General features: G+C 37.0%; 19 protein-coding genes and 7 tRNA genes. 8 read left to right on the forward strand and 18 right to left on the reverse strand.

All coding sequences use genetic code 11. The annotated features are described in order from the left end of the window. Positions 1–568: FlgD immunoglobulin-like domain containing protein (locus QMD71_04510; protein MDI6840106.1), on the forward strand; the 568-nt coding region annotated here is incomplete at its 5' end. 30 nt (positions 569–598) lie between these two features. On the opposite strand, the gene sucD is transcribed toward QMD71_04510, so the two are convergent. The 9 genes from sucD to era form a co-directional block, all read right to left on the reverse strand. Next, complete coding sequence (sucD, locus tag QMD71_04515; protein MDI6840107.1) at positions 599–1,465, reverse strand: succinate--CoA ligase subunit alpha; 867 nt, start codon at positions 1,463–1,465, stop codon at positions 599–601. Then, positions 1,449–2,600 carry an ADP-forming succinate--CoA ligase subunit beta gene (gene sucC, locus QMD71_04520; GenBank protein ID MDI6840108.1) on the reverse strand — a complete coding sequence of 384 codons (1,152 nt, stop codon included), beginning with the start codon at positions 2,598–2,600 and terminating at the stop codon, positions 1,449–1,451. Before sucC ends, sucD begins: the two co-directional genes overlap by 17 nt. Further along, positions 2,597–3,325, reverse strand: a complete 729-nt coding sequence (gene radC / locus QMD71_04525; protein ID MDI6840109.1) for a DNA repair protein RadC — start codon at positions 3,323–3,325, stop codon at positions 2,597–2,599. The genes sucC and radC overlap by 4 nt, the downstream gene beginning before the upstream one ends. 215 nt (positions 3,326–3,540) lie before the next feature. Next, a complete protein-coding gene (rtcA, locus tag QMD71_04530) occupies positions 3,541–4,578 on the reverse strand; it encodes an RNA 3'-terminal phosphate cyclase (GenBank protein MDI6840110.1) in 1,038 nt (345 codons plus the stop codon). Then, entirely contained in the window at positions 4,575–6,020 is a 1,446-nt protein-coding gene (locus QMD71_04535; protein MDI6840111.1) for an RtcB family protein, read from the reverse strand. Before QMD71_04535 ends, rtcA begins: the two co-directional genes overlap by 4 nt. Positions 6,021–6,034: 14 nt before the next feature. Then, complete coding sequence (locus tag QMD71_04540) at positions 6,035–7,006, reverse strand: FlgD immunoglobulin-like domain containing protein (GenBank protein MDI6840112.1); 972 nt, start codon at positions 7,004–7,006, stop codon at positions 6,035–6,037. Between the two features lie 26 nt (positions 7,007–7,032). Further along, positions 7,033–7,470, reverse strand: coding sequence for an archease (locus QMD71_04545; protein MDI6840113.1), 438 nt, complete (start codon positions 7,468–7,470; stop codon positions 7,033–7,035). A 115-nt stretch (positions 7,471–7,585) separates the two neighbouring features. Next, positions 7,586–9,055, reverse strand: a complete 1,470-nt coding sequence (gene gatB, locus QMD71_04550; GenBank protein MDI6840114.1) for an Asp-tRNA(Asn)/Glu-tRNA(Gln) amidotransferase subunit GatB — start codon at positions 9,053–9,055, stop codon at positions 7,586–7,588. A gap of 31 nt (positions 9,056–9,086) precedes the next feature. After that, the gene (era, locus tag QMD71_04555; protein ID MDI6840115.1) at positions 9,087–9,944 is read right to left on the reverse strand and encodes a GTPase Era; all 858 of its coding nucleotides are present in this window, start codon (positions 9,942–9,944) and stop codon (positions 9,087–9,089) included. 175 nt (positions 9,945–10,119) lie between these two features. Here era and QMD71_04560 point away from each other — a divergent pair. From QMD71_04560 to QMD71_04580, 5 genes are all read left to right on the forward strand, one after another. Continuing rightward, positions 10,120–10,192: transfer RNA gene (locus tag QMD71_04560), tRNA-Phe, on the forward strand. Between the two features lie 3 nt (positions 10,193–10,195). After that, positions 10,196–10,267, forward strand: a tRNA-Thr gene (locus QMD71_04565). Between the two features lie 26 nt (positions 10,268–10,293). Next, entirely contained in the window at positions 10,294–11,619 is a 1,326-nt protein-coding gene (gene glmM, locus QMD71_04570) for a phosphoglucosamine mutase (protein MDI6840116.1), read from the forward strand. Next, positions 11,607–13,433, forward strand: coding sequence for a glutamine--fructose-6-phosphate transaminase (isomerizing) (glmS, locus tag QMD71_04575; protein MDI6840117.1), 1,827 nt, complete (start codon positions 11,607–11,609; stop codon positions 13,431–13,433). Before glmM ends, glmS begins: the two co-directional genes overlap by 13 nt. A gap of 54 nt (positions 13,434–13,487) precedes the next feature. Then, positions 13,488–13,561, forward strand: a tRNA-Ile gene (locus QMD71_04580). A gap of 109 nt (positions 13,562–13,670) precedes the next feature. Here the strand turns inward: QMD71_04580 and QMD71_04585 are convergent. The 6 genes from QMD71_04585 to rodA form a co-directional block, all read right to left on the reverse strand. Beyond that, the gene (locus QMD71_04585) at positions 13,671–14,126 is read right to left on the reverse strand and encodes a 4Fe-4S binding protein (GenBank protein MDI6840118.1); all 456 of its coding nucleotides are present in this window, start codon (positions 14,124–14,126) and stop codon (positions 13,671–13,673) included. A 179-nt stretch (positions 14,127–14,305) separates the two neighbouring features. Then, on the reverse strand, positions 14,306–14,551 hold the full coding sequence (locus QMD71_04590; protein ID MDI6840119.1) for a four helix bundle protein: 246 nt from the start codon (positions 14,549–14,551) through the stop codon (positions 14,306–14,308). 8 nt (positions 14,552–14,559) lie between these two features. Then, on the reverse strand, positions 14,560–16,590 hold the full coding sequence (topA, locus tag QMD71_04595; protein MDI6840120.1) for a type I DNA topoisomerase: 2,031 nt from the start codon (positions 16,588–16,590) through the stop codon (positions 14,560–14,562). Beyond that, entirely contained in the window at positions 16,587–17,291 is a 705-nt protein-coding gene (locus QMD71_04600) for a ComF family protein (protein ID MDI6840121.1), read from the reverse strand. The genes topA and QMD71_04600 overlap by 4 nt, the downstream gene beginning before the upstream one ends. Continuing rightward, positions 17,263–18,078 (reverse strand): prolipoprotein diacylglyceryl transferase, encoded by an 816-nt coding sequence (gene lgt / locus QMD71_04605; protein MDI6840122.1) that lies wholly within the window; start codon positions 18,076–18,078, stop codon positions 17,263–17,265. The genes QMD71_04600 and lgt overlap by 29 nt, the downstream gene beginning before the upstream one ends. Then, positions 18,079–19,293 (reverse strand): rod shape-determining protein RodA, encoded by a 1,215-nt coding sequence (gene rodA / locus QMD71_04610; GenBank protein ID MDI6840123.1) that lies wholly within the window; start codon positions 19,291–19,293, stop codon positions 18,079–18,081. A gap of 85 nt (positions 19,294–19,378) precedes the next feature. Between rodA and QMD71_04615 the strand changes: the two genes are divergently transcribed. Then, positions 19,379–19,462, forward strand: a tRNA-Ser gene (locus QMD71_04615). Between the two features lies 1 nt (position 19,463). Then, positions 19,464–19,554, forward strand: a tRNA-Ser gene (locus tag QMD71_04620). 217 nt (positions 19,555–19,771) lie between these two features. On the opposite strand, the gene QMD71_04625 is transcribed toward QMD71_04620, so the two are convergent. The 3 genes from QMD71_04625 to mrdA form a co-directional block, all read right to left on the reverse strand. After that, positions 19,772–19,845: transfer RNA gene (locus QMD71_04625), tRNA-Arg, on the reverse strand. A 23-nt stretch (positions 19,846–19,868) separates the two neighbouring features. After that, positions 19,869–19,942 (reverse strand) — tRNA-Lys (locus QMD71_04630). A 43-nt stretch (positions 19,943–19,985) separates the two neighbouring features. Beyond that, a complete protein-coding gene (gene mrdA, locus QMD71_04635) occupies positions 19,986–21,680 on the reverse strand; it encodes a penicillin-binding protein 2 (protein ID MDI6840124.1) in 1,695 nt (564 codons plus the stop codon). Between the last annotated feature and the right edge of the window lie 3 nt (positions 21,681–21,683).

A 21,683-nucleotide genomic window follows, 5' to 3' on the forward strand; every position in this document is an offset into this window, starting at 1 on the left:
GATTGTTGAAATATCAAGAAATGGGGGACTGACTTGGGAACAAATTACCCCTATTGGTGGCTATCCTTACACAATTGCGAATAATCCTCAAAGTCCTTTCCCCGGTGGAACACCATGCTACTCAGGGAGCAGAGACTGGACTCTTGCTCAGTTTGACCTTACTGGATATACCGGTGTAGTCAGTTTTAGGTGGCGGTTTGGCACTGATGGGTCTATAACTGAAGAAGGTTGGTACATTGACGATATTTATGTTGGTTCAATAGGAGTAGAATTAAGTGAACATATACCTACAAGTTTTGCTCTCTCACAGAATAGACCAAACCCATTCAATAAGTCATCAATTATTAGTTATCAGTTACCAGTTAAATGTTATGTAAGCTTAAAGATTTACGACTGTGCAGGTAGGCTTATTAGAAGTCTTGTTAATGAGGAGAAGAAGCCAGGTTATTATTCAATAAAATGGGATGGTAAAGATTCTTCTGGCAATAGGTTGGCTGCTGGAATTTACTTCTATAGATTTGAAAGTGATAAGTTTAATAAAATTAGGAAATTAATTTTGGTAAAGTAAAACTTCCTTCCCGATGGTAGGCAGGTATTATTAAAATAACTCTTTTAATAAACTACCAACTTTAGCTGGTTCTTCTGCTACTTTTACATTAGCTTGGTTAAATGCGAGTATTTTTTCAGCCGCTGTCCCACTACCACCTGATATAATTGCACCTGCATGTCCCATCCGTTTATCTGATGGAGCTGTCCTACCTGCAACGAAGGCTAATACTGGCTTTTTGATATTCAATTTGATATACTTAGCTGTCTCTTCTTCGTCAGTGCCCCCTATTTCACCAACAAGAACTGTAGCATTAGTTTCAGGGTCTTCTTCAAATAGCTTTAAACAATCTATAAATTTAAGCCCTATTATTGGGTCACCACCTATCCCAAGGCATGTGGATATGCCAAACCCTGCACTCACAATATGAGTAGCTATCTCATAAGTGAGGGTACCGGACCTTGATATCACACCTACAGAGCCTCTCTTAAATATATGGCCGGGTAGTATACCGACTTTGCATTTTCCAGGGGATATGATTCCGGGAGAATTTGGTCCTATAAGGTTTACCCTCTTTTCACCAAAAAACCTAACTACTTTAGCCATATCCATTGCAGGGATTCCCTCTGATATGCAAACAATAAGGTTTACACCAGAATCACCTGCCTCGTAAAGAGCGTCTACTGCAAACTTATATGGAACAAAAATAATTGAAGTGTTGGCTCCAGTTGCATCTACTGCTTCCTTTACAGTATCAAACACTGGAACGCCTTCAACTTTCTCACCACCTTTTCCAGGGGTAACACCTGCAACAACTTTTGTTCCATAATCTATCATTTGTTTAGTGTGAAAGGAACCATCTCTACCTGTTATTCCTTGAACAACAACTTTTGTGTGTTCATCAATAAGAATGCTCATTGTCCCCCCTCGCTAATTCTATTGCCTTCTTTGCTCCATCAGCCATAGAACTGACTGGAATAAGAGATGAGTTTGCCAAAATCTTTCTCGCTTTATCTTCATTTGTGCCAGTAAGTCTCACAACAATAGGCACTCTTATATCCATCTTTGAAATAGCTTCTATGATACCATTTGCTACATCGTCACACCTTGTTATACCACCAAATATATTAAAAAATACTACCTTTACATTTTTATCTCTCAGTAAAATATCAATAGCATTAATAACTTTCTCAGGACTTGATGAGCCTCCAATATCTAAGAAATTAGCAGGCTCTCCCCCATAATGCTTTATAAGGTCCATTGTCGCCATCGCTAAACCTGCACCATTTACTACACAGCCTATGTTACCATTTAGTTTGACATATGATAAGTCTTTACTTTTTGCCTCTATTTCAGTAGCCTCATCTGGAGTTACTTCTCGCATTGCTTCAAACTCCTTGTGTCTATATAAGCTTGAGTCATCAATATTTATTTTTGCATCAATAGCCCAAACCTCATCATTAGGAGTGACAACAAGTGGGTTTATCTCTGCTAATGAGGCATCAGCTCCTACAAATGCATTGTAGAGTTTTACAAGTACTGATGAAGCTTCAATAGCTATCTTAGGGTTAGTATAAATTTTAAAACAAAGCTCCCTTGCATGATGTGAAAGCAATCCAGTTAAGGGGTCAACTATAAATTTATGGATTTTTTCTGGAGTCTGCTTTGCTACTTCTTCAATATCTATTCCACCTGCAGCTGATACCATAACCACTGGCTTCTTTGTGCGTCTATCAAGAATAATACCCATATATGCTTCTGATTTAATATCTACTGACTCAGTGACTAACACTTTCTTAATAGTTATCCCCTTTATATTCATACCAAGAATCTTTCTTGCTCCTTCCTCTGCCTCTTCCGGTGTTTTAGCTAACTTTATTCCACCTGCTTTACCTCTTCCACCAACAAGGACTTGAGCCTTAACTGCGACAGGTTTACCAAGCTTGGTTGCTATCTTCTTAACTTCATCCACAGTCTCTGCTACCTCACCCTGAGGCACAGGTATCCCATAACGCCTAAAAATATCCTTTGCCTGATACTCATGAATCTTCATAAATCCTCCTTCATCATTGATGATAAAAATTTTAAATTATATTTTTCAATTAGACCGTTATCAGCAAAGCTAAAGTATTTGTTATCACCTATTATAATATGGTCCAAAACTTTAATTTGCATAGAATTACCAGCAGAAACTAAATCTTGTGTTATCTCCTTATCACTTTGACTTGGATTTGGGTCTCCTGACGGGTGATTATGCACAAAAATTAAACCAGCAGCATGAAACTTCAGCGCCTTTTCCATTATCTCACGCGGATAAATAGCACTCGAAGTTAAACTACCCTCAAATAAATCTTTAGCTTCTATCAATCTATTTTTACTATCTAAGAATATTACTTTAAAGACCTCTTTTTTGTTCTTTTGCATCGATTGATATAAATAATTAAATACTGCCCCTGATGACTTGAGTAAAATCATTGGTTTACCAATAATCTTTTTCTTTAGGTAGAGTTCAGATATTTCTTGAAAAAGCTTTATCCCGAAGGCATTAACAGGACCAACTCCTTTTACTTCTTGTAACTCTTCTAATGATGCGTCAAGGACACCTCGCAGTCCATTGAATCTCTTTATCAATTCCTTTGCCTGTTGCTTACAATCCTTACGAGGAGTGCCTAATGTAAGAAGTAACTCAATAATCTCATAATCATGGAACGCACCAAGACCAGTTTTAAGAAACTTATCACGCAATCTCTTCCTATGCCCTTCACTTTTATGTACCATCAGTTTTTGTAATAATTTAGTTTTTCTAAAACCTCTCAAATGTTCCCCTCCTGACGAGATTATTTTCTTTCATCACGAAAGACACGAAATTTCAAATTTAGAAATACTTAGCTATTACCAGTTTTTCGCATTTCCATTTACACAATTCTCGCTTCTCAATTCTCACTTCAGCATTATTGGAACTTCTCATTTCCCATAATTAGTTTACGTTTCAATTATGTATTTAATTCTACCTTACCAGGATGACCGAGCTCTCCCTGAACTTCAATCTTAGTATCCAAAAATTTCGTTATTACCCAAATGTTTGTGAGCAGGTGATTAGATATTCTTGATGTAGTAAAAACTGATTTCTCTCTTGCTAAAGCCAGATATGGTATAATCTGGTCAGCTAACCACTGGTCTATCGCTTGACCTGAATTGTAATAATACAGGAACTCATTGCATGCCTCTCTTGCCACTTTCTCAGCAGGTTTACCTCGTTCCCCTAGGGATGAGAAGCCAGCTAATGTATTCTCAAACTCTGCTAAGAGAAAGAAAAAAGTCCCTTTACTATAAGCAGTTACTTTACTAACTCCAATCTCTGGATAAAAATCTTTTAGCACCCGTTTTGCTTCATTTGCCTGACGTTCAGCTATTGATATAGGAAGACCAGAAACTACTGATATACCTCTTAATTTTTCAAAAGAACCATGCTCAACAAGTCCAATCCCTTTAATCTGATTCTTCCCCATTGGCTTAACCATTACTTCAAGTTCTCCCTTTCCTATTGGATAAAAACCCCATCTCAACAATGAGACTTCAAAATCTATTCCAAGTTTATTAAGAGTAGGTTGTAAAACCTTTTGAATATAATGAAATGAAGGGCTCCAATTCGTATGAGTACCACCTTTAATACTTACAACCGATGGTTCATTAGCATACAATAAAATAGGCAAGATTGTCTGTAGAACAAGCGTTGTTGCCCCTGCACTTCCTTTTTCTTCAGCTACATCAAAGGAAAACTGTCCATCTATTATATTACCGGGTTCAAACCACAATTCTTGTGAGCCAAACTTGATGCCTTCAGCAGATGCATTTGATATCTTAGCAGCTGCCTTTACACAAGTAAGATGTTGTTGTAGTAAGCCAGCAGGATTCCTACCTTTTCTTATATTCTTTATATGAACAGATTTTCCAGTTATAGATGCTAAAGCAAGAGCGATGCGTAAAATCTGACCCCCACCCTCACCATAACTACCATCTATTTCTATCATCCTTTTGCAACACCAATAGGAACTACTCTTGCAACCTTCTTTGAAATACCTGCCTGATGAACACTGTCAACAACTGCATCTACATCCTTATATGCACTAGGTGCTTCTTCGGCTAAGATTTTAGGATGTGTAGACCTTACAGCTTCACCGCGAGATTCAAGCTCTCTCTTAATAGTCTCACCACGAAACTTTTTAATTGCAGCATTACGACTCATAGACCTACCGGCTCCATGACAGGATGAACCAAACGACTCTATCATTGCATTATCTGTACCTACAAGAATATACGAAGCTGTCCCCATAGAGCCTGCAATCAATACAGGTTGACCAACTTTACGGTATATGACTGGCACTTCTGGATGTCCTGCAGGGAATGCTCTGGTAGCTCCTTTTCTATGTACATACACCTTCTTTCGCTTACCACCGACTATATGCTCCTCAAGTTTGCAAATATTATGGCAAACATCATATATGGTCTGTATCTCCATACTCTCCCAACTTTTTCCAAAAACTTGTGCAAAACTTTCACGTATCCAATGCGCAATTATTTGACGATTACAAAAGGCATAATTTGCAGCCGCTTTCATAGCTGCAAAATAGTCCTGTCCTTCATTAGAAGTAGTTGGTGCACATACAAGCTGAGGGTCGGGTAGTGTAATTCCATATTTTTTTGATGCACTTTCGTGTATCTTTAAATAGTCAGTTGCTACTTGATGTCCCAGTCCTCTTGACCCACAATGTACCATTATAGTAACCCGTCCTTTAGTTGTGACTCCAAATACCTTCGCAGTTTCAAGTTCATAAATATCAGTCACTACCTGGATTTCAAGAAAATGATTACCTGCCCCAAGAGTACCAAGTTGCGGAGCTCCCCTACTCATAGCATGAGACGAAATCTTGGATGGATTGGCCCCTTTAATACAGCCATTTTCTTCTATACGGTCTAAATCATCTGAAACACCATATCCATGGTCAACTGCCCACTTTGCACCATGGATAAAAACATCGTTTAGTTCTTTATTACTTAGGCGTAATTTACTTGCCGCTCCTACACCACATGGGATATCTCTAAACAGAGTGTCTATCAAAGACTGCAATTTTGGGTTCACCTCATCTATTGTGAGATTCGTCTTTAACATACGGACACCACAGTTAATGTCAAACCCTGTACACCCGCATGATATAACCCCTCTCTCCTCATCAAATGCGCCTACTGCACCCATCGGAAGTCCATATCCCCAATGCATATCAGGCATGCCAGCTACGGGCTCAAGTATACCAGGAAGACAGGCTACATTCGTCAATTGCTCTACTGCTGCATCCTCAACTGTATCTAATAGGAACTTATTTGCGTAAAAGATAGCTTCTACCTTCATACCCGGTCTTGCCTCTTTTGGGATTAACCACTTAAAATCGGATAACTTCTTAACTTTTTCTTTCATATTACTTCCCTATTTCATCTTAATATTACGGACACCTTTGCGCTTGTATATTCTCCTACTTTAAGTTGGTAAAAATATGTCCCAGCCGGTACTTGGATTCCAGTCTCATCTGTCCCATCCCATTTGATAGTATAGTTTCCTTCCTCTCTCATTTCATTAATTAGTGCCCTTACTAAATTACCAGCATTGTTATATATTTTAAGAGTAACCCAACCCGACACAGGAACATGATAGTTTATGGTCAAGAGCCGAATAGATGGATTTAGAGCAGTCTGAAAGACACCGTGTGAGCTTTCAGAAGTATTTGGTTTTTCACTCTCCTCCACTTTTTCTTCCCATTCTGATACCCAAATGTCATATCCACCATAACCACCTCCTCTCATGGCGCAAAAGTATAGTCTTGTTCCATCGGAAGAAATAGATGGGCAGGCCTCCCACTGCTTAGTGTTGATATTTGGCCCCAGCATAGTTGCCGGCTGCCAAGAGGTGTCCCCATATTCAGAGACCCAGATGTTCCACATATTATCTGACATTGATGTAAAATATAACTTCGTGCTATCCTGTGATATGCACGGAGCGAAACTGCGAATTCCTTGAGGCATGCCAAGTTCAACAACATTTGGGGGTTGCCAAGATCCGTCACTATATGAAGACTCAAAAATATAACATCCATTATCTAAATAGAGTTTCATTCCATTAGATGAAATGGATGGATGGTATTGGTAAAAAGAATCATTTATATTTGGGCCAAGATTAATTGGCGGCTGCCAAGAATTATCCTTATATTCCGACACCCAAATATCCGCCCCTCCATAGCCGCCTTCTCTAAGGGATGCAAAATAGAGCTTTGTGCCATCAGATGAAATAGAGGGGTCCACTTCATGGGTTATGGTGTTAACATTTGGACCCAAATTAACTGCAGGGCCCCAATCCGCCGAACTCATGCCTGATGAAATAACCAAGATTCCCACACTTAATGAGAACATTCTCTTAGACATCTCATTCTCCTTTATTAAATATCCAGTGCTACTCTTCCTTTATAACCGGAAGCGGTTTTCTCAAGTTTAAATTTATAATAAGTTACACCCTTGACTACTGTTCTGCCCATCTCAGGCTTCATATCATTACCACTTACTACTCCAAATAAGTGTAACCCATTTTCGCGCTTCCACAGGATCCTTCGGACAATTTTTTTGACCTTAAATTTGCTTAGAAATATACTATTTATCTCACTTTGGGTTAAAAGCTCTGCAAGCCAATTATATAATAATTTTTGCTCATCTTGTGAAACCAGTTCAATATTAACAGATTTAAGTGGCTTCACCCGTTTAATATCACATATCACTGAGAACATTGCAGTTGCTGCATTCTCGAGTAATTCTTTTAGAGTTTTACCATAAGCCTCAAACATAACATCAGAGGTCAAGTCTTCTATAAACTTATATTTCATTATATCTCAACTTTCACTCTATCTGCAAGAAATTTCTTCATTACCCATCTGTCAACCCACATCGGGTAGTTTTGGGTCTCCTGACCCAAATGCTTATCTGCTGTCATTGCGAGCGTTAGCGAAGCAATCTCGTTAATATCTCATTTACAAGTTTTGGGTTTGCTCTATTTTGTGTTTTTTTCATAACTTGTCCTACAAAGAAGCTAATAAGCTGTGTTTTACCACATTTATACCGCTCAACTTCAGCCGGGTGCTCTATTAAAACCTCTTTTATCACCTTTTTAAGTTCATCTTTTCCACTTATTTGCTTTAATCCTCTCTTTTCTACCAACTCAGTCGCAGACTTGCCAGTTTCTACCATTTCTGGAAAAACATCTCTGGCAATGTTCCTACTTATTGTTCCATCCCGTATGAGGTCAAATAACTTTGATAAGTAATATGGAGTTAAAGTAAACTCCTCTATTGTGAGCTTCTTCTCATGTAATAATTCAATAAACTCACCTGTCATAAAACTAGTGACAAGCTTAATATCTGGGCAAAGCTTTAATAAAGATTCGTAATAATCAGCTAACCTTGGCTCTTCACAAAGTATTTTTGCATCATACTCCCTAATTTTGTAAATCTCTATAAATCTCTTTATTTTTGCAGCAGGTAACTCAGGTAGAGTATTCTTTATCTCTTTAATCCATTCCTTTGATATAACAAGAGGTGGTAGATCTGGCTCAGGAAAGTATCTGTAGTCTTCAGCCTCCTCTTTACCACGCATTTCTTGTGTTTTCTTATACTTTTCATCCCAAAGCAAAGTGACATGTTCTACTTTATTACCTGATTCAAGTATCTTTATTTGGCGACTAATCTCATATCTTACACCGTCCTCTACTGCTTTAAACGAATTAAGGTTCTTAATTTCTGTCCTTACCCCATGATTTACCCTGCACCTTCCAAAAGGTGCAGGGTTTATTGAAATATTTGGCTCACACCTAAGATGCCCTTTTTCCATGTCACCTGTGCATACCCCTGTATACTTCAGAATTTGCCTTAATATAGTAAGATATTCACGCGCCTCTTCCGGTGATGTAATATCGGGTTCTGTGACAATCTCTATAAGTGGAACTCCACACCTGTTGAAGTCTATAAGAGTTTTATTAGCTTCATGTAATAGTTTACCTGCATCCTCTTCCAAATGGATTCTTCTAATTCTTACTTTTTTTCCGAAGGATCCTGTGGAGCTGTTGATTTTTAAAAACCCATCTGTAGCTAGTGGATGCTCATATTGAGTAATCTGGTATCCTTTTGGTAAATCGGGGTAGAAATAGTTTTTTCTTGCAAATATAGATATTTTTTCTATTTTACAATTTAAGGCAAGTGCAGCTCTTATTGCAAGTTCAACAGCCCTCTTGTTCACCACTGGTAGTGTTCCTGGCATACCCAAACATACAGGGCAAGTTAACGTATTTGGAGGCGATTTCCAGTCAATTGGACAGCCACAAAATAACTTAGTTTGTGTAAGTAACTGAGCATGCACTTCCATACCAATTGTAACTTGACACTCAATTTTATTTAATCTGTGTCTATCTGCATTCATTTGCGGTTAATAGACCCATCCTTGTTTTAATTTACTCATATCCAAATTCCCTTATATCATTGAGACTCCTCCTCCAGCCTTCTCTTTCTTTGACCCACAGTTCAAGATAAATAGGATGCCCTAACCGCTGTTCTATCTCTTGCCTTGCCTTTATTCCTACTCTCTTAATTGCGTTACCTCCTTTACCAATAAGAATAGCTTTCTCAGATGGCTTTTCAACATAAATTGTGGCACGGATGAAATATTTTTTGTCCTCCCTCTCTTTGAATTCATCAATTACCACTGTGCTTGCATAAGGGATTTCTTCACCATAAAGAATGAAGATTTTTTCCATTATTATCTCGGATACAAAAAATCTTTCCGACCTATCAGATAAAAAATCAGGAGGATAATAAGGTTCTCCCTCAACAAGAAGGTGAACAAGGGTATTTTTGAGTGTATCTAAGCTATCATACAAAGCTGATACTGGAATAATTTCTTTCACAAATTTGAATTCATTGTATCTATCCATTAATGGTAATAACTTTTGCTTATCTTTTAAAAGATCTATTTTATTAATTGCAATAACAGCAGGTTTGTCTATCCTTTTTATTATATCATCTTCAAACTCAAATGGCTCTACAACTAATAACACCAAATCTGCATCTTTTAAAGTTGAGAGTGCATTTTTAACCATTACTTTCTGCAACATATAAGAAGGCTTAAATATTCCGGGTGTATCTATAAACACAATTTGATAGGAATTGGAGTTCAAAATTCCGAGTATCCTATGTCTTGTAGTCTGCGGTTTAGGTGTAACACTAACTAATTTAGTGCCTAAGAATTTATTAAGAATAGTAGACTTACCAACATTTGGTCTACCAATTATAGCTACAAATCCAGACTTCATAGCAAGCCCCTCTTTTTTGTCATTGCGAGTGATAGCGAAGCAATCTTATAACTCATAACTTATATTTTACTTCAAAATTCTAAATTTGCAAGTTTTTTAATGACTACCTTAAAACTGAACTTTTTACACTTGACAAATTGAAGATACATAATATATTATTTATTAAGATAACAATGCCGAGGTAGCTCAGTTGGTAGAGCACCGGACTGAAAATCCGGGTGTCGGCGGTTCGATTCCGCCCTTCGGCACTTGCCGGTGTAGCTCAGGGGTAGAGCAGAGGTTTCGTAAACCTCAGGTCAAGGGTTCAAGTCCCTCCACCGGCTTTAAGTGATAGAAAAGATGTAATAAAATGCATGAACTAATATTTAGTATTTCTGGTGTTAGAGGGGTGGTTGGAGAGTCACTCACTCCTGAAGTTGTTTCAGATTTTGGTAAGGCTTTCGGTACTTTCATTATTAAGCAGAGTAATACGCATTCTATTAGAAGAAAAATTGTTGTTGGAAGAGATGCAAGAGAGAGTGGTAATGTATTAAAGGAAGCTTTTGTTAGTGGTGTCTTGTCTACTGGTCTAGATGTTGTGGATATTGGACTATCCCCCACTCCTACAGTATTGTTTAATGTACGACCACTTAAAGCAGATGGTAGTGCAGTAATTACAGCATCACATAATCCTTCCGAATGGAACGGAATTAAATTTGCAAATAAAAATGGAATATTTCTTAATACTCAAGAAATTATAAAACTTTATGAAATTTATAAAAATAAAAAGTTTGTGACCAATGGAAAGGGAGCTTTGACACACGATAGTAACAGTTTGCAGAGGCATAAAGAAGCCATTTTTAATTCTATTGATTCTAAACTTATTCAGTCCAAGCAGTTCAAAGTAATCCTTGACTCTGCACAGGGTGTAGTATCTAAAGAAGGCACTTTTTTACTAAAACAGCTTGGATGCAAATTTTGGGAAGAAGACTATACAAGAAAACCTGAACCTACACAAGAAAATTTATCTCACTTATCAATCGCAGTAAAATCTAAAGGTGCAGATATTGGATTTGCTACAGACCCAGATGGTGACAGGTTATCACTTGTAACTGAGAAAGGAGAGGTTCTTGGTGAGGAATACACACTCCCATTAGTTGCAAGTTGGATTCTTAGTAAAAGAAAAGGGATGGTGGTAACAAATCTTTCTACATCAAAAATGGTTGAAGACATAGCTATTGAAAAAGGGTGTCGGATAATAAAAACAAAGGTAGGCGAAGTGAATGTAGTAGAGCAAATGTTGAGAACTAGCGCTGTTCTTGGTGGTGAAGGTAATGGAGGAGTCATAGACCCAGTCATCCAATATACAAGAGATTCATTAGTGGGTATAGGAAGAATACTTGAATATATGGCAATATCAGGAGAAAAACTGTCATCACTTACTGCACGTGTTCCAAAATATTACATGGTGAAGAAAAAAACCAATTGCCCAGAGAATATTGATTTTGAATCATTTCTTAACCTACTTCCTGCTGGAGAAATAAATATGGAAGATGGACTAAGGATTGATTTTACTGATGGCTGGATTCATATAAGGAAGTCTAATACAGAGCCAATTTTAAGGATTATATGCGAGACAAAGGATGAAAAATTGACTCGTTCATTAGTTAAGGAGGTTAAAAGATGTGTGGAATAATTGGATATGTTGGACCAAGAGATGTTGATGCAGTCCTTCTTGCAGGACTTTGGAAACTTGAGTACCGGGGTTACGATTCTGCTGGAGTAGCTACTATTGCTGGCGGAGAACTCAGGACTAAGAAAGCTATCGGTAAATTAAAAGTACTTGCAGATATCTTAGATAGAGAACCTTTAGGTGGAAATATTGGAATAGGACACACAAGATGGGCTACACATGGAGAACCATCACCTGAAAATGCGCATCCTCAAATAGATTGTACTAATACAATTGCTGTTGTTCATAATGGGATAATTGAAAATTATTTTAGTTTAAAAGAAAAATTGGTGAAAGAGAGACATATTTTTAGGTCATTTACAGATACTGAGGTAATACCACATTTGATTGAAAAGTATTACAATGGTAATCTTGAAGATGCTGTAAGACGAGCTACAGAGGAACTTGAAGGCTCATATGCTTTTGCAGTTATCTCTACAAAAGAGCCAGATAAAATAGTATGTTGTAAAAAAAATACTCCGCTTGTGATTGGGGTGGGGAAAGGTGAAAATCTTTTAGCTTCCGATATACTTGCCGTACTTGGATTAACACGGAAGATCGTTCAATTAGAAGATTACGAACTTTGTGTAGTCACTAAGGATAAAATTAGGATATTTAATAGAGATAAGAAAGCTGTTATAAGAAAGCCATTACAGGTTGATGGAAAAGTGTTTGAAGTTGATAAGGGAAGATTTCCTCATTTTATGCTTAAAGAAATATGGGAACAACCCAAAATATTCGAAGAAAATATAGAAAGAAGGCTTAAACCTAATGAGAAATTTCATCCATTTGACCTATCTATTACTGATAGTGAATTTGCAAAATTATCTAGGATAATCATACAAGCTTGCGGTACATCGTGGCATGCAGGGTATGTTGGTAAGTACTTGATTGAAAAATTCTGTAGAGTCCACACTGAGATAGATATATCATCTGAATTCAGGTACAGGAATCCAGTGATTTCTGGTGAAACTCTTGTTATGGCAATATCACAGTCAGGAGAGACAGCAGATACAATTGCAGGGGTGAGAGAAGCAAAGCTTGCCTTTCTAAAAGTTCTATCAATTGTAAACGTTACAGGAAGCACAATAGCAAGAGAGTCTGATGATGTCATTTATACAGATGCAGGACCTGAAGTAGGAGTCGCATCAACAAAGGCGTACACGGCTCAATTATTTGCTCTGTATTTATTTACACTTTATTTTTCAAGATTAAAATGGCTTATGGAGGAGAAGGAACTCAATCAACATTTGCAAGAGTTAAAACTCATACCTAAAAAAATGCAGCAAATATTAGATAAAAGTGACGAAATTTTAGAACTTGCTAAAGAATTTTATACAGCACGTAATTTTCTTTTTCTTGGAAGGGGAATAGATTATCCATCTGCTCTTGAAGGAGCATTAAAACTGAAAGAGATTTCTTATATCTATGCTACTGGATATCCTGCAGGTGAGATGAAACACGGGCCAATTGCATTGATAGATGAGCACTTACCTGTTGTATGTATAATTCCAAAGTCAAGTGTATACGAAAAAATGTATTCTAATATGGAAGAGGTGAAAGCAAGGAGAGGCAAAATTATTGCCATAGCAACTGAAGGGGATAAAAAAGTTCAAGAAGTTGCAGACCGCGTATTTTATATACCCGAATGCATAGAAACACTATCTCCAATGCTTGTAGCATTACCTCTCCAATTGCTTGCATACCATACAGCAGTGTTAAGAGGACTTGATGTAGATAAGCCAAAGAATCTTGCAAAATCGGTTACAGTAGAATAAAATATTCTAATTGTTTTTTATTTGACATAATTTTTATTTTTTAGCAAAATGGCTGGGCCCGTAGCTCAGTTGGTTAGAGCAGCTGACTCATAATCAGCAGGTCGTAGGTTCGAGACCTACCGGGCCCATAACCTCAGACTGTACTTGATTACGGTAATTTAACCCCATAATTATCTAATTGGAATATGTCGGTAATCTCAATTATCAGGGCGGATAGTTAAGTAATTAAAGCAATCTTTATGGATTAGGTACACTGATGTTCCTTACTTCCATCACTAAATTTTTTGGTACAGTGATAGATATGATTGCAGTGCGGTCTTGCTTTTTAGTAAGCAATACTCGGACTACTTTTGCATTACATACCTTTTTGCCTTCCCTTGAAAGCCCATCTACTATATCACCGGGTTTTGGGACTGGCAAAAATTCGTAAGGAAGCATCACAAGACCGTAGGTTTCTGAATAATTGGGATGAATTACAAACACTGCAAGACCAGGACATGAAGATATACAAATCCCACATCCATTACATTTTTCAAAATCAACTATAGGTATATTATTTATATTTCCTTCAATTTTAATTGCCCCATGTGGACAGACATCAACACAAGGGTTGCACGGAATTTGCTCAAAACACTCTAAGATTACACAGGGACCTCTCTCTAATCTGTCCCCTTTGGGCATTACTTTCTTCAAATCCTCCAAACTTGGTATACCTGTCTTACGAATCATAGTCATTAGATAGAGATATGAGATAGAGTTTAGAAAGGTGGAAAAATTTCATTTCATTATTCCACTCAGCATTCTAGCAATCTCATCTACTTCATTATAAAGTTTATTGAATTCTTTATCAATAATAAGTTTTCGCCTCTTCATTACAAACACATATTTACAGTCTCATATATCGACCCTTTAGCAATATTGAAGAAATAACTTTGCTCATTTTTTGAGCTTCTCCCAGATGCTTCTGCTATGTTATTGGAAACAGGAAGAGTAGCTCTAATCATTTGGTCAACTAAAGAAAATCTATACCTTTTATTGACTTTTTCTAAAATACAATCTATATAATCAAAGTAATCCATAGCCTTACACCACACACTTAATCTTTCAAACTTAAACATCTCTCCTCCTATTTTTTCTTTCCGTCTCTTTTCTCTATCTCTGTCTTTTCTTTACACCTTGGGCATTCAAGTTTATCTCTTTTCTCAACCATAATAGGATACCCACAGCTTGGACATTGTGTAGCTACTGGTTTATACCAGAGTGCAAATTTACAATCTGGGTAATTACTACAGCTATAAAATATTTTGCCTTTCTTTGTTTTCTTCTCTATAAACTCACCTTTATCACATTTTGGACATTTTATATTAATTGTAATAGGCTTTGTGTTTTTACACTCTGGAAATCCGGAACAGGCAAGAAACTTACCATACTTTCCCCATTTGATTACCATTGGCTTACCGCATAATTCGCATTTCTTATCTGTAATCTCAGTTATTTCCTCTTTTACTTCACTTTTTGCCTGTTTGAATTCTATAACATCTTCTTTAAATGGTTTATAAAAAGTTTTGAGTACCGCGACTCGATCGGTCTCTTTTGCTTCTATCTTGTCTAAATCTTCCTCCATCTTACGAGTAAAATCTACATTAAAGATGTTTGGAAAGTGTGAAACCAAAATTTTATTTATAATCTCTCCAAGAGCTGTAGGCACAAGTTTGCCATCAATTTTTTTAACATATTCTTTTTCAATTATCCTTGATATTATAGGTGCATAGGTAGATGGTCTCCCTATACCTTTTGATTCAAGCTCGCGTACCATTGTGCCTTCTGTATATCTTGGTTTCGGTTTGGTAAATTTTTGTTCCTTTATTATTTGAAGTAATGTAAGTTCAGTCTCTTTATTAAGTTCAGGTATAGGTTCTTCGTCCTTGTCAACGATGATTTTACAAACTTTGGTAAAACCATCAAATTTTAATGTAGTTGATTCTGCTTTAAGATTGTATTCACCTGCTTCTATATCCATCGTTCTTACATCATATAAAGTGCTAGACATTTGAGAGGTTACAAATCTTTGCCATATTAAAGAATAAAGTTTAAATTGTGGCATAGTTAAGAATTTTTTTATTGATTCTGGAGTCCTCTTTACCAATGTAGGTCTTATCGCTTCATGTGCACCCATAACTTCCTTCTTTTCATAGATACGAGGTTTTGGGAATAAATAATCTTTACCAAATTCCTTCTCAATGTATTCTCTTGCCATGTAAATTGCTTTATCTGCAACTCTTAAAGAATCAGTTCGCATATATGTGATAAGTCCGACACTGCCTTCATCTCCAAGTTTTACACCTTCAAAAAGCTCTTGTGCAACCCTCATTGTTTGTCTTGTGCTAAACTTTAGTCTTGCTGAAGCATCCTGTTGAAGTGTACTCGTAATATATGGAGGATAAGGATTTCTTTGCTTATCCTGTTTTTTAAAATCTTTTACTATAAATTTTTTAGCTTTCACTTCTTTTTCTACTTTTTCAGCTTCTTTACCGTTGGGTAATTTAACACCCACAAGTTTCGCAAAAAATGGCTTCCCATCTTGGAGCTTGCATTTTATTTCCCAAAATTCTTCTGGTTTAAAGTTTCTTATTTCTAATTCTTTTTCACATATAAGTCTTAAAGCAACTGATTGGACTCTACCAGCTGACAGGTCTTTTTTATTAAGAACTTTCCATAAAAGCGGTGATACTTCATATCCCACAAGTCTATCAAGTATACGCCTTGCTTGTTGTGCCTCTACTTTGGCAAAGTCTATAGGACCTGGATTATTTATTGAGGATTGAACTGCATCTTTTGTCATCTCATAAATTAATATTCTATTTGCTGGCTTTTTTATCAATGATTGGATATGGTAAGCTATGGCTTCACCTTCTCTATCAGGGTCTGTAGCTAATAGTATAGAATCGGCATTGACCGATACTTTTTTTAGCTCATTAGCTACATCCTTTTTTAAAACCACATATTGGGGAGTAAAATCATCTTCCACATCTACACCAAATGATTTTGGAGACAAATCTATTATATGCCCCTTTGAGGATACTACTTTATAGGACTTATCAAGGAATCCCTGGATAGTACGTGCTTTTGTTGGTGATTCTACAATAATGAGTATCATGCTCTTGCACAGACTATTGTATAAACTTCACTTGCACCTGCTTTATAAAGCTCTCTTGCACATTCATCAAGAGTTGCCCCAGTGGTAAAGACATCATCAACAAGGATTAACTTCTTTCCATTAACTTGCTCAGCTCTATTTACCTTGAAAGCATTTTTAACATTTAGTACTCTCTCTTCCAGAGAAAGTTCAGTTTGTGATTTTGTTGGTCTTATTTTATAAAGAACTGTATTTAATTCTGGAATGCCTGTATAATCTGAAACTGCATGCGATAGAATTTCACTTTGGTTATAGCCTCTTTCTCTTTTTTTCGTAGGATACAGAGGGACAGGGATAAGTGTATCAGCTTGGCTTAGTAACTCGTCATTCTTAAGGATAACTCCCAATTTGGAGCCAAGTCTTCTTCCAATGGAAATTTTCCTTGAATATTTAAAAAGGTGAATCAAATCCCGTAGGACATCTTCGTATTTCCCCAAAACTCTTGTCCTTGTGAATTCATGCGGATGTTCTATACACTCATTGCATACACTTTCTTTATCAGTAGGCCTACCACAGCGCCTGCAGAAAGGTGCAACAATCACCGAGATACTATTAAAACATTCATCACATACAGCTTTTTCTCCCGCTTCAAGTGGCCTCTTGCATACACCACAGTATGGAGGGATGATGAAATTAAATATGTGTTTCAGAAAGTTCATCATTTATTTTACGGAGAACTTTTGCCAAAATTACGCTTGCAGAAAGTAACAACACAAAAATTGAAGCAAGTTGATTATGTGTGAGTCCCCAGAGTAAATATGCTTTTGACTCATAATATCTTAAGAAATCGACAAAAAATCTCCATCCTGAATATAAAACTAAAAACAGCCAAAACAAGTAACCTTTCCATAGGATTCTGCGAACAAACAATTTTTTTTTCTCAAATGTTAAAAGGGTTATAAAAATGCAGAGTCCAGCAAAACTTTCGTAAAGTTGCGTCGGATGAATCCGAACAGGAGTATTAAATACCCATCCTACAGGAGAATTTTCAGGAAATACAACACCCCACGGAAGGTTAGTAGGTTTACCAAAACAGCATCCATTTAAGAAACAGCCTATCCTTGCAAAGAAAAACCCTAAAGCTATAGATGGAGCGACTATATCTAAAACAGGTGCAATTTTTACTTTTCTCTTTTTAAGAAAAATTAGTCCACACAAAACTGCAAGTCCAAATCCACCATAAAATATAAGACCGCCATCCCATACCTTCAAAATTTCTCCCGGATACTTAACGTAGTAATCCATATTTTCAAAAACATATGCAAATCTTGCTCCTATCACTCCGGTTATGATAAGTACGATGGAAAGATTAGATATTATCTCTCTCGGCACTCTATATTTTTCAGCTCTTTTTTCTGCTAACCATATTCCAACAACAAAAGCAATTAAAAGCATTACTCCATAGGATGTCACTGTGAAGGGACCGAAATTAAAAATTATGCGATGCATTTAATACTCGTATCTATGTTTAGAAATGTTTAAGAGTAAGCCAATCATGGCTAAAGAGACTACCATACTTGACCCTCCATAACTTATAAATGGTAAAGGCACGCCAACAACAGGTACAATTCCTAAAGTCATCCCTATATTGATAAATATTTGGAAACCTAATATACCTACTATTCCAACAGCAAGAAATCCGGCAAAGCCAGCTCTTGCAGTTTTTGCAATCACGATTCCTCTCCATAAAAGAATAAAGAAACAAGCAAGTATAACACAACAGCCAAAGAATCCAAACTCTTCCCCAATAGTTGCAAAAATGAAATCTGTATGAGCTTGAGGTAGGAAAGCAAATCCCTTTTGGGTCCCACCCAAAATCCCTTTACCAGTCAGTCCACCCGATCCAATAGCAATTTTAGATTGAAGCAACTGCCACCCCATACCTTGTGGATCTCGGGAAGGTGAGAGGAATCCAATGATTCTTGTACGCTGATAAGGTTTTAAATGACTCCAAAGAATTGAGTGTAAAAGACCTACTGCAAGATTAACCAAAAAGGCAGGAACAGAATCATTTAGTGGAACCCTAAAGAAATAGAAAATAAAGCCAAGAATCACCAAGAATATAGTAAGGGAAATCCAGTGTACCCCACATATAAGAGCGATAATTGGAGATATAATGATAAAAAGATATAAAATATTTACTCCTTTATAAAATAGCATTAAAACTCCCAAAAATATAAAAACAAGAGAGGTCCCAATATCTGGCTCCAATAAGACAAGAATAAATGGAATTCCAATAATTACAAGAGGAATAATAAGATTCCTTAATTCTTTAACTTGAAACTTTTTATTTGATAGAAAACTTGCCAAGAAGAATAAAACTCCCAACTTTGCAATCTCTGATGGCTGAAATTCAAATCCTCCTATTTGAAGCCATCTCTTTGCTCCTCTAATATATGTCCCTGTGAAAAGGACAAGAATTAAACTACTAACTGAAATAATAAAAAAAAAACAAGAAAATACGTCCCAGAACTTCCAAGGAACTAAGTAAAGAATAATGCTTAAAATAGCACCAATTCCAATCCATATAATCTGTCTCAAATAAATAAAATGATGCCCAGTATAAGTAGCACTGTATACTGCTAAACAGCCAAATGTAAGAAGTAAAAAAGTTACTAAAAGGAGACCGAAATCAAAGTCCCTTAAGCATCTCTTATCTATCATTAATTACTATCATACATTAAATTCTATTACCTGTCAAGCATTTTTACTTGACTCTTGTTTATGTTAGTGCTAAATTTATAATAGTGGAGGGCTAGTCCTAACTGGTAAGGCAGCGGACTTGAAATCCGCCGGGAGTGATCCCATGGGGGTTCGAATCCCTCGCCCTCCGTGGAGAGGTGGCCGAGCATGGTTTAAGGCAAACGATTGCTAATCGTTTCTCCTGAGAAATTGGGAACGTGGGTTCAAATCCCACCCTCTCCGCTAAAAGATGAGAGACTTATAAATCAGGGTAAAGCGAAAAATAAAAATAGGGAATTTGTGGTTTATCTTATGTGGTTCCCTTTAATAGAGGGAAGCAAAAAACTTTCGTGGGATACCGAAAAATTGATGGAGGGTGTAGTATTTTGCATGGCCCATCCACTTTATCATCCTGAAAAAATAAAAGATAAACAAATTTATAGTAAAATTTCTTAAATACTGCGCCCGGAGGGATTCGAACCCTCAACCTTCGGATTCGTAGTCCGCTGCTCTATCCAGTTGAGCCACAGGCGCAAAAATAGGACAAATAGTATTTCTACGCCGCCTGGGAATCGAACCCAGAACCCCCGGATTAAGAGTCCGATGCTCTACCTAGTTGAGCTAGCGGCGCCTACCTAATTATTTTATTAACAAATTTTGTAAATGTCAAATCATTAAATGCCTAATTTCCCATAGAGATAAGTCTCAATTACTTTACCTGATATAGGAGCAGCTGTACTTCCTCCTTTTCCGCCATTTTCAACAAATACTACTATGCAAATCCGTGGATTATCATAGGGAGCAAAAGCAACAAACCAAGCGTGATCCTCACCATGAGGATTTTGTGCTGTCCCCGTCTTACCTGCCACCTCTATCCCTGGAACCCGTGATAATATACCCGTACCTTTAGCTCCCTCTACAACACCTAACATACCTTCCCTTAAAATTTCTATTGTTTCAGAATTTAGTGGAAGATTATGGTAGCGAGGAGTACTTGAAAAAATCTCATCTCCATTAAAATTTACTACTTTCTTAACAAGCCGTGGAGTACACAAAACCCCTTTTGTAGCAATTCCTGATATAAAATATAAAATTTGGAGTGGGGTAACCATTATTTCTCCCTGTCCTACAGCCAGATTTGCTGCTATCCCTTTACCCCATTTTCCTTTGCCATATTTTTTATCATACCATTCTACGCTCGGGATGAAACCATCAGATTCTCCAGGTAAATCTATTCTTACTTTTTTGCCAAACCCAATTTTTTTTGCTTTACTACAAATAGGGTCGATACCGAGTTCCATCCCAAGTTGATAGAAATAGACATCACAAGACTGGATAATTGCATCCATTAAATTTAAAGAGCCGTGTGCCTCCCAGCACTTGTATTCTCTTCTCCCAATTACGATACTACCTTTACAAGGAATAGGTTGGTGAGTATTAGGATTTATTATCCCCTTTTCAATACCACAGGCACACGCAATAAGTTTAAAAATTGAAGCTGGCGGGTAGCATGCATTTTTTACTCTATCCCAAAGAGGAGAACGAGGATCTTCTGAAATCTCTTTCCAGACCTCAGAGACGTTTCCGGATGAGAAAAGGTTAGGCTCAAATCCAGGTTTTGATACCCATACAAGAACTTCGCCAGTAGTTGGATCCATTGCTACACAAGCTGCTCTATCTGGTAAAATGTTGTAAACAAATGCTTGAAGCCTTGCATCAAGGGTAAGCCATACATCGTTACCAGCCTCAGGAGGCACAGAAGATAAATGACCTATCTCACGTCCTTTTGCATCAACTTCTATAAGTATTGCACCATCTTTTCCTTTTAAGAATCCCTCATATTCTTTTTCTATGCCTAATTTACCGATAGACGCTCCCAATCTATATCCAGAATAAGACTTGTACTCTTCCTTTGAGATTTCACCTATATAACCTATAGGATGAGAAAAGATTTCTTTATAAAGATACCTTCTTAAAGGCTGGGCTTTCACACGTACATGTGGAAAGTCTTCTCTTTTTTCGTCAAGCTTACAAATAACATCAAAAGGCACCTTCCTTATCGTATAACCAGTTGATCCAGGGTTTGTTTTTCCTAAAAGGGAAGAAAGAGCTGCATATTCCTCCATACTTACTGAACCAGAGTCTACAATAATAGTATAACTTGGGATATTATCAGCAAGCACAATCCCTTTCCTATCATATATTTTACCTCTCGTTGCTTCTATTTGGTCAGCTTTTATATAGTTTCCTTTTGCAAGCTGCTTATACTCAGACCCCTTCACTAATTGAAGTAAGGCAAGCCTCGCTACAAAAACCAATGATATTATTGAAATCAAAGTAAAAAGTGAATTTATACGCTTCTCTTTCATAAT

The sequence above is a fragment of the bacterium genome, assembly GCA_030018315.1.
In the GTDB taxonomy this organism is placed as follows: domain Bacteria; phylum Hydrothermota; class UBA3073; order JACQXS01; family JAGMCI01; genus JASEGA01.

Excerpts from the sequence above, each read along its gene's own strand:
- QMD71_04545 (MDI6840113.1), bottom strand. The coding sequence starts at position 7,470 with ATGAAATATAAGTTTATAGAAGACTTGACCTCTGATGTTATGTTTGAG.
- QMD71_04535 (MDI6840111.1), bottom strand. The coding sequence starts at position 6,020 with ATGAAAGAAAAAGTTAAGAAGTTATCCGATTTTAAGTGGTTAATCCCA.
- rodA (MDI6840123.1), bottom strand. The coding sequence starts at position 19,293 with ATGATAGATAAGAGATGCTTAAGGGACTTTGATTTCGGTCTCCTTTTA.
- mrdA (MDI6840124.1), bottom strand. The coding sequence starts at position 21,680 with ATGAAAGAGAAGCGTATAAATTCACTTTTTACTTTGATTTCAATAATA.
- QMD71_04540 (MDI6840112.1), bottom strand. The coding sequence starts at position 7,006 with ATGTTCTCATTAAGTGTGGGAATCTTGGTTATTTCATCAGGCATGAGT.
- glmS (MDI6840117.1), top strand. The coding sequence starts at position 11,607 with ATGTGTGGAATAATTGGATATGTTGGACCAAGAGATGTTGATGCAGTC.
- rtcA (MDI6840110.1), bottom strand. The coding sequence starts at position 4,578 with ATGATAGAAATAGATGGTAGTTATGGTGAGGGTGGGGGTCAGATTTTA.
- sucC (MDI6840108.1), bottom strand. The coding sequence starts at position 2,600 with ATGAAGATTCATGAGTATCAGGCAAAGGATATTTTTAGGCGTTATGGG.
- gatB (MDI6840114.1), bottom strand. The coding sequence starts at position 9,055 with ATGAATGCAGATAGACACAGATTAAATAAAATTGAGTGTCAAGTTACA.
- lgt (MDI6840122.1), bottom strand. The coding sequence starts at position 18,078 with ATGCATCGCATAATTTTTAATTTCGGTCCCTTCACAGTGACATCCTAT.
- QMD71_04600 (MDI6840121.1), bottom strand. The coding sequence starts at position 17,291 with ATGATGAACTTTCTGAAACACATATTTAATTTCATCATCCCTCCATAC.
- glmM (MDI6840116.1), top strand. The coding sequence starts at position 10,294 with ATGCATGAACTAATATTTAGTATTTCTGGTGTTAGAGGGGTGGTTGGA.
- radC (MDI6840109.1), bottom strand. The coding sequence starts at position 3,325 with ATGGTACATAAAAGTGAAGGGCATAGGAAGAGATTGCGTGATAAGTTT.
- sucD (MDI6840107.1), bottom strand. The coding sequence starts at position 1,465 with ATGAGCATTCTTATTGATGAACACACAAAAGTTGTTGTTCAAGGAATA.
- QMD71_04590 (MDI6840119.1), bottom strand. The coding sequence starts at position 14,551 with ATGTTTAAGTTTGAAAGATTAAGTGTGTGGTGTAAGGCTATGGATTAC.
- era (MDI6840115.1), bottom strand. The coding sequence starts at position 9,944 with ATGAAGTCTGGATTTGTAGCTATAATTGGTAGACCAAATGTTGGTAAG.
- topA (MDI6840120.1), bottom strand. The coding sequence starts at position 16,590 with ATGATACTCATTATTGTAGAATCACCAACAAAAGCACGTACTATCCAG.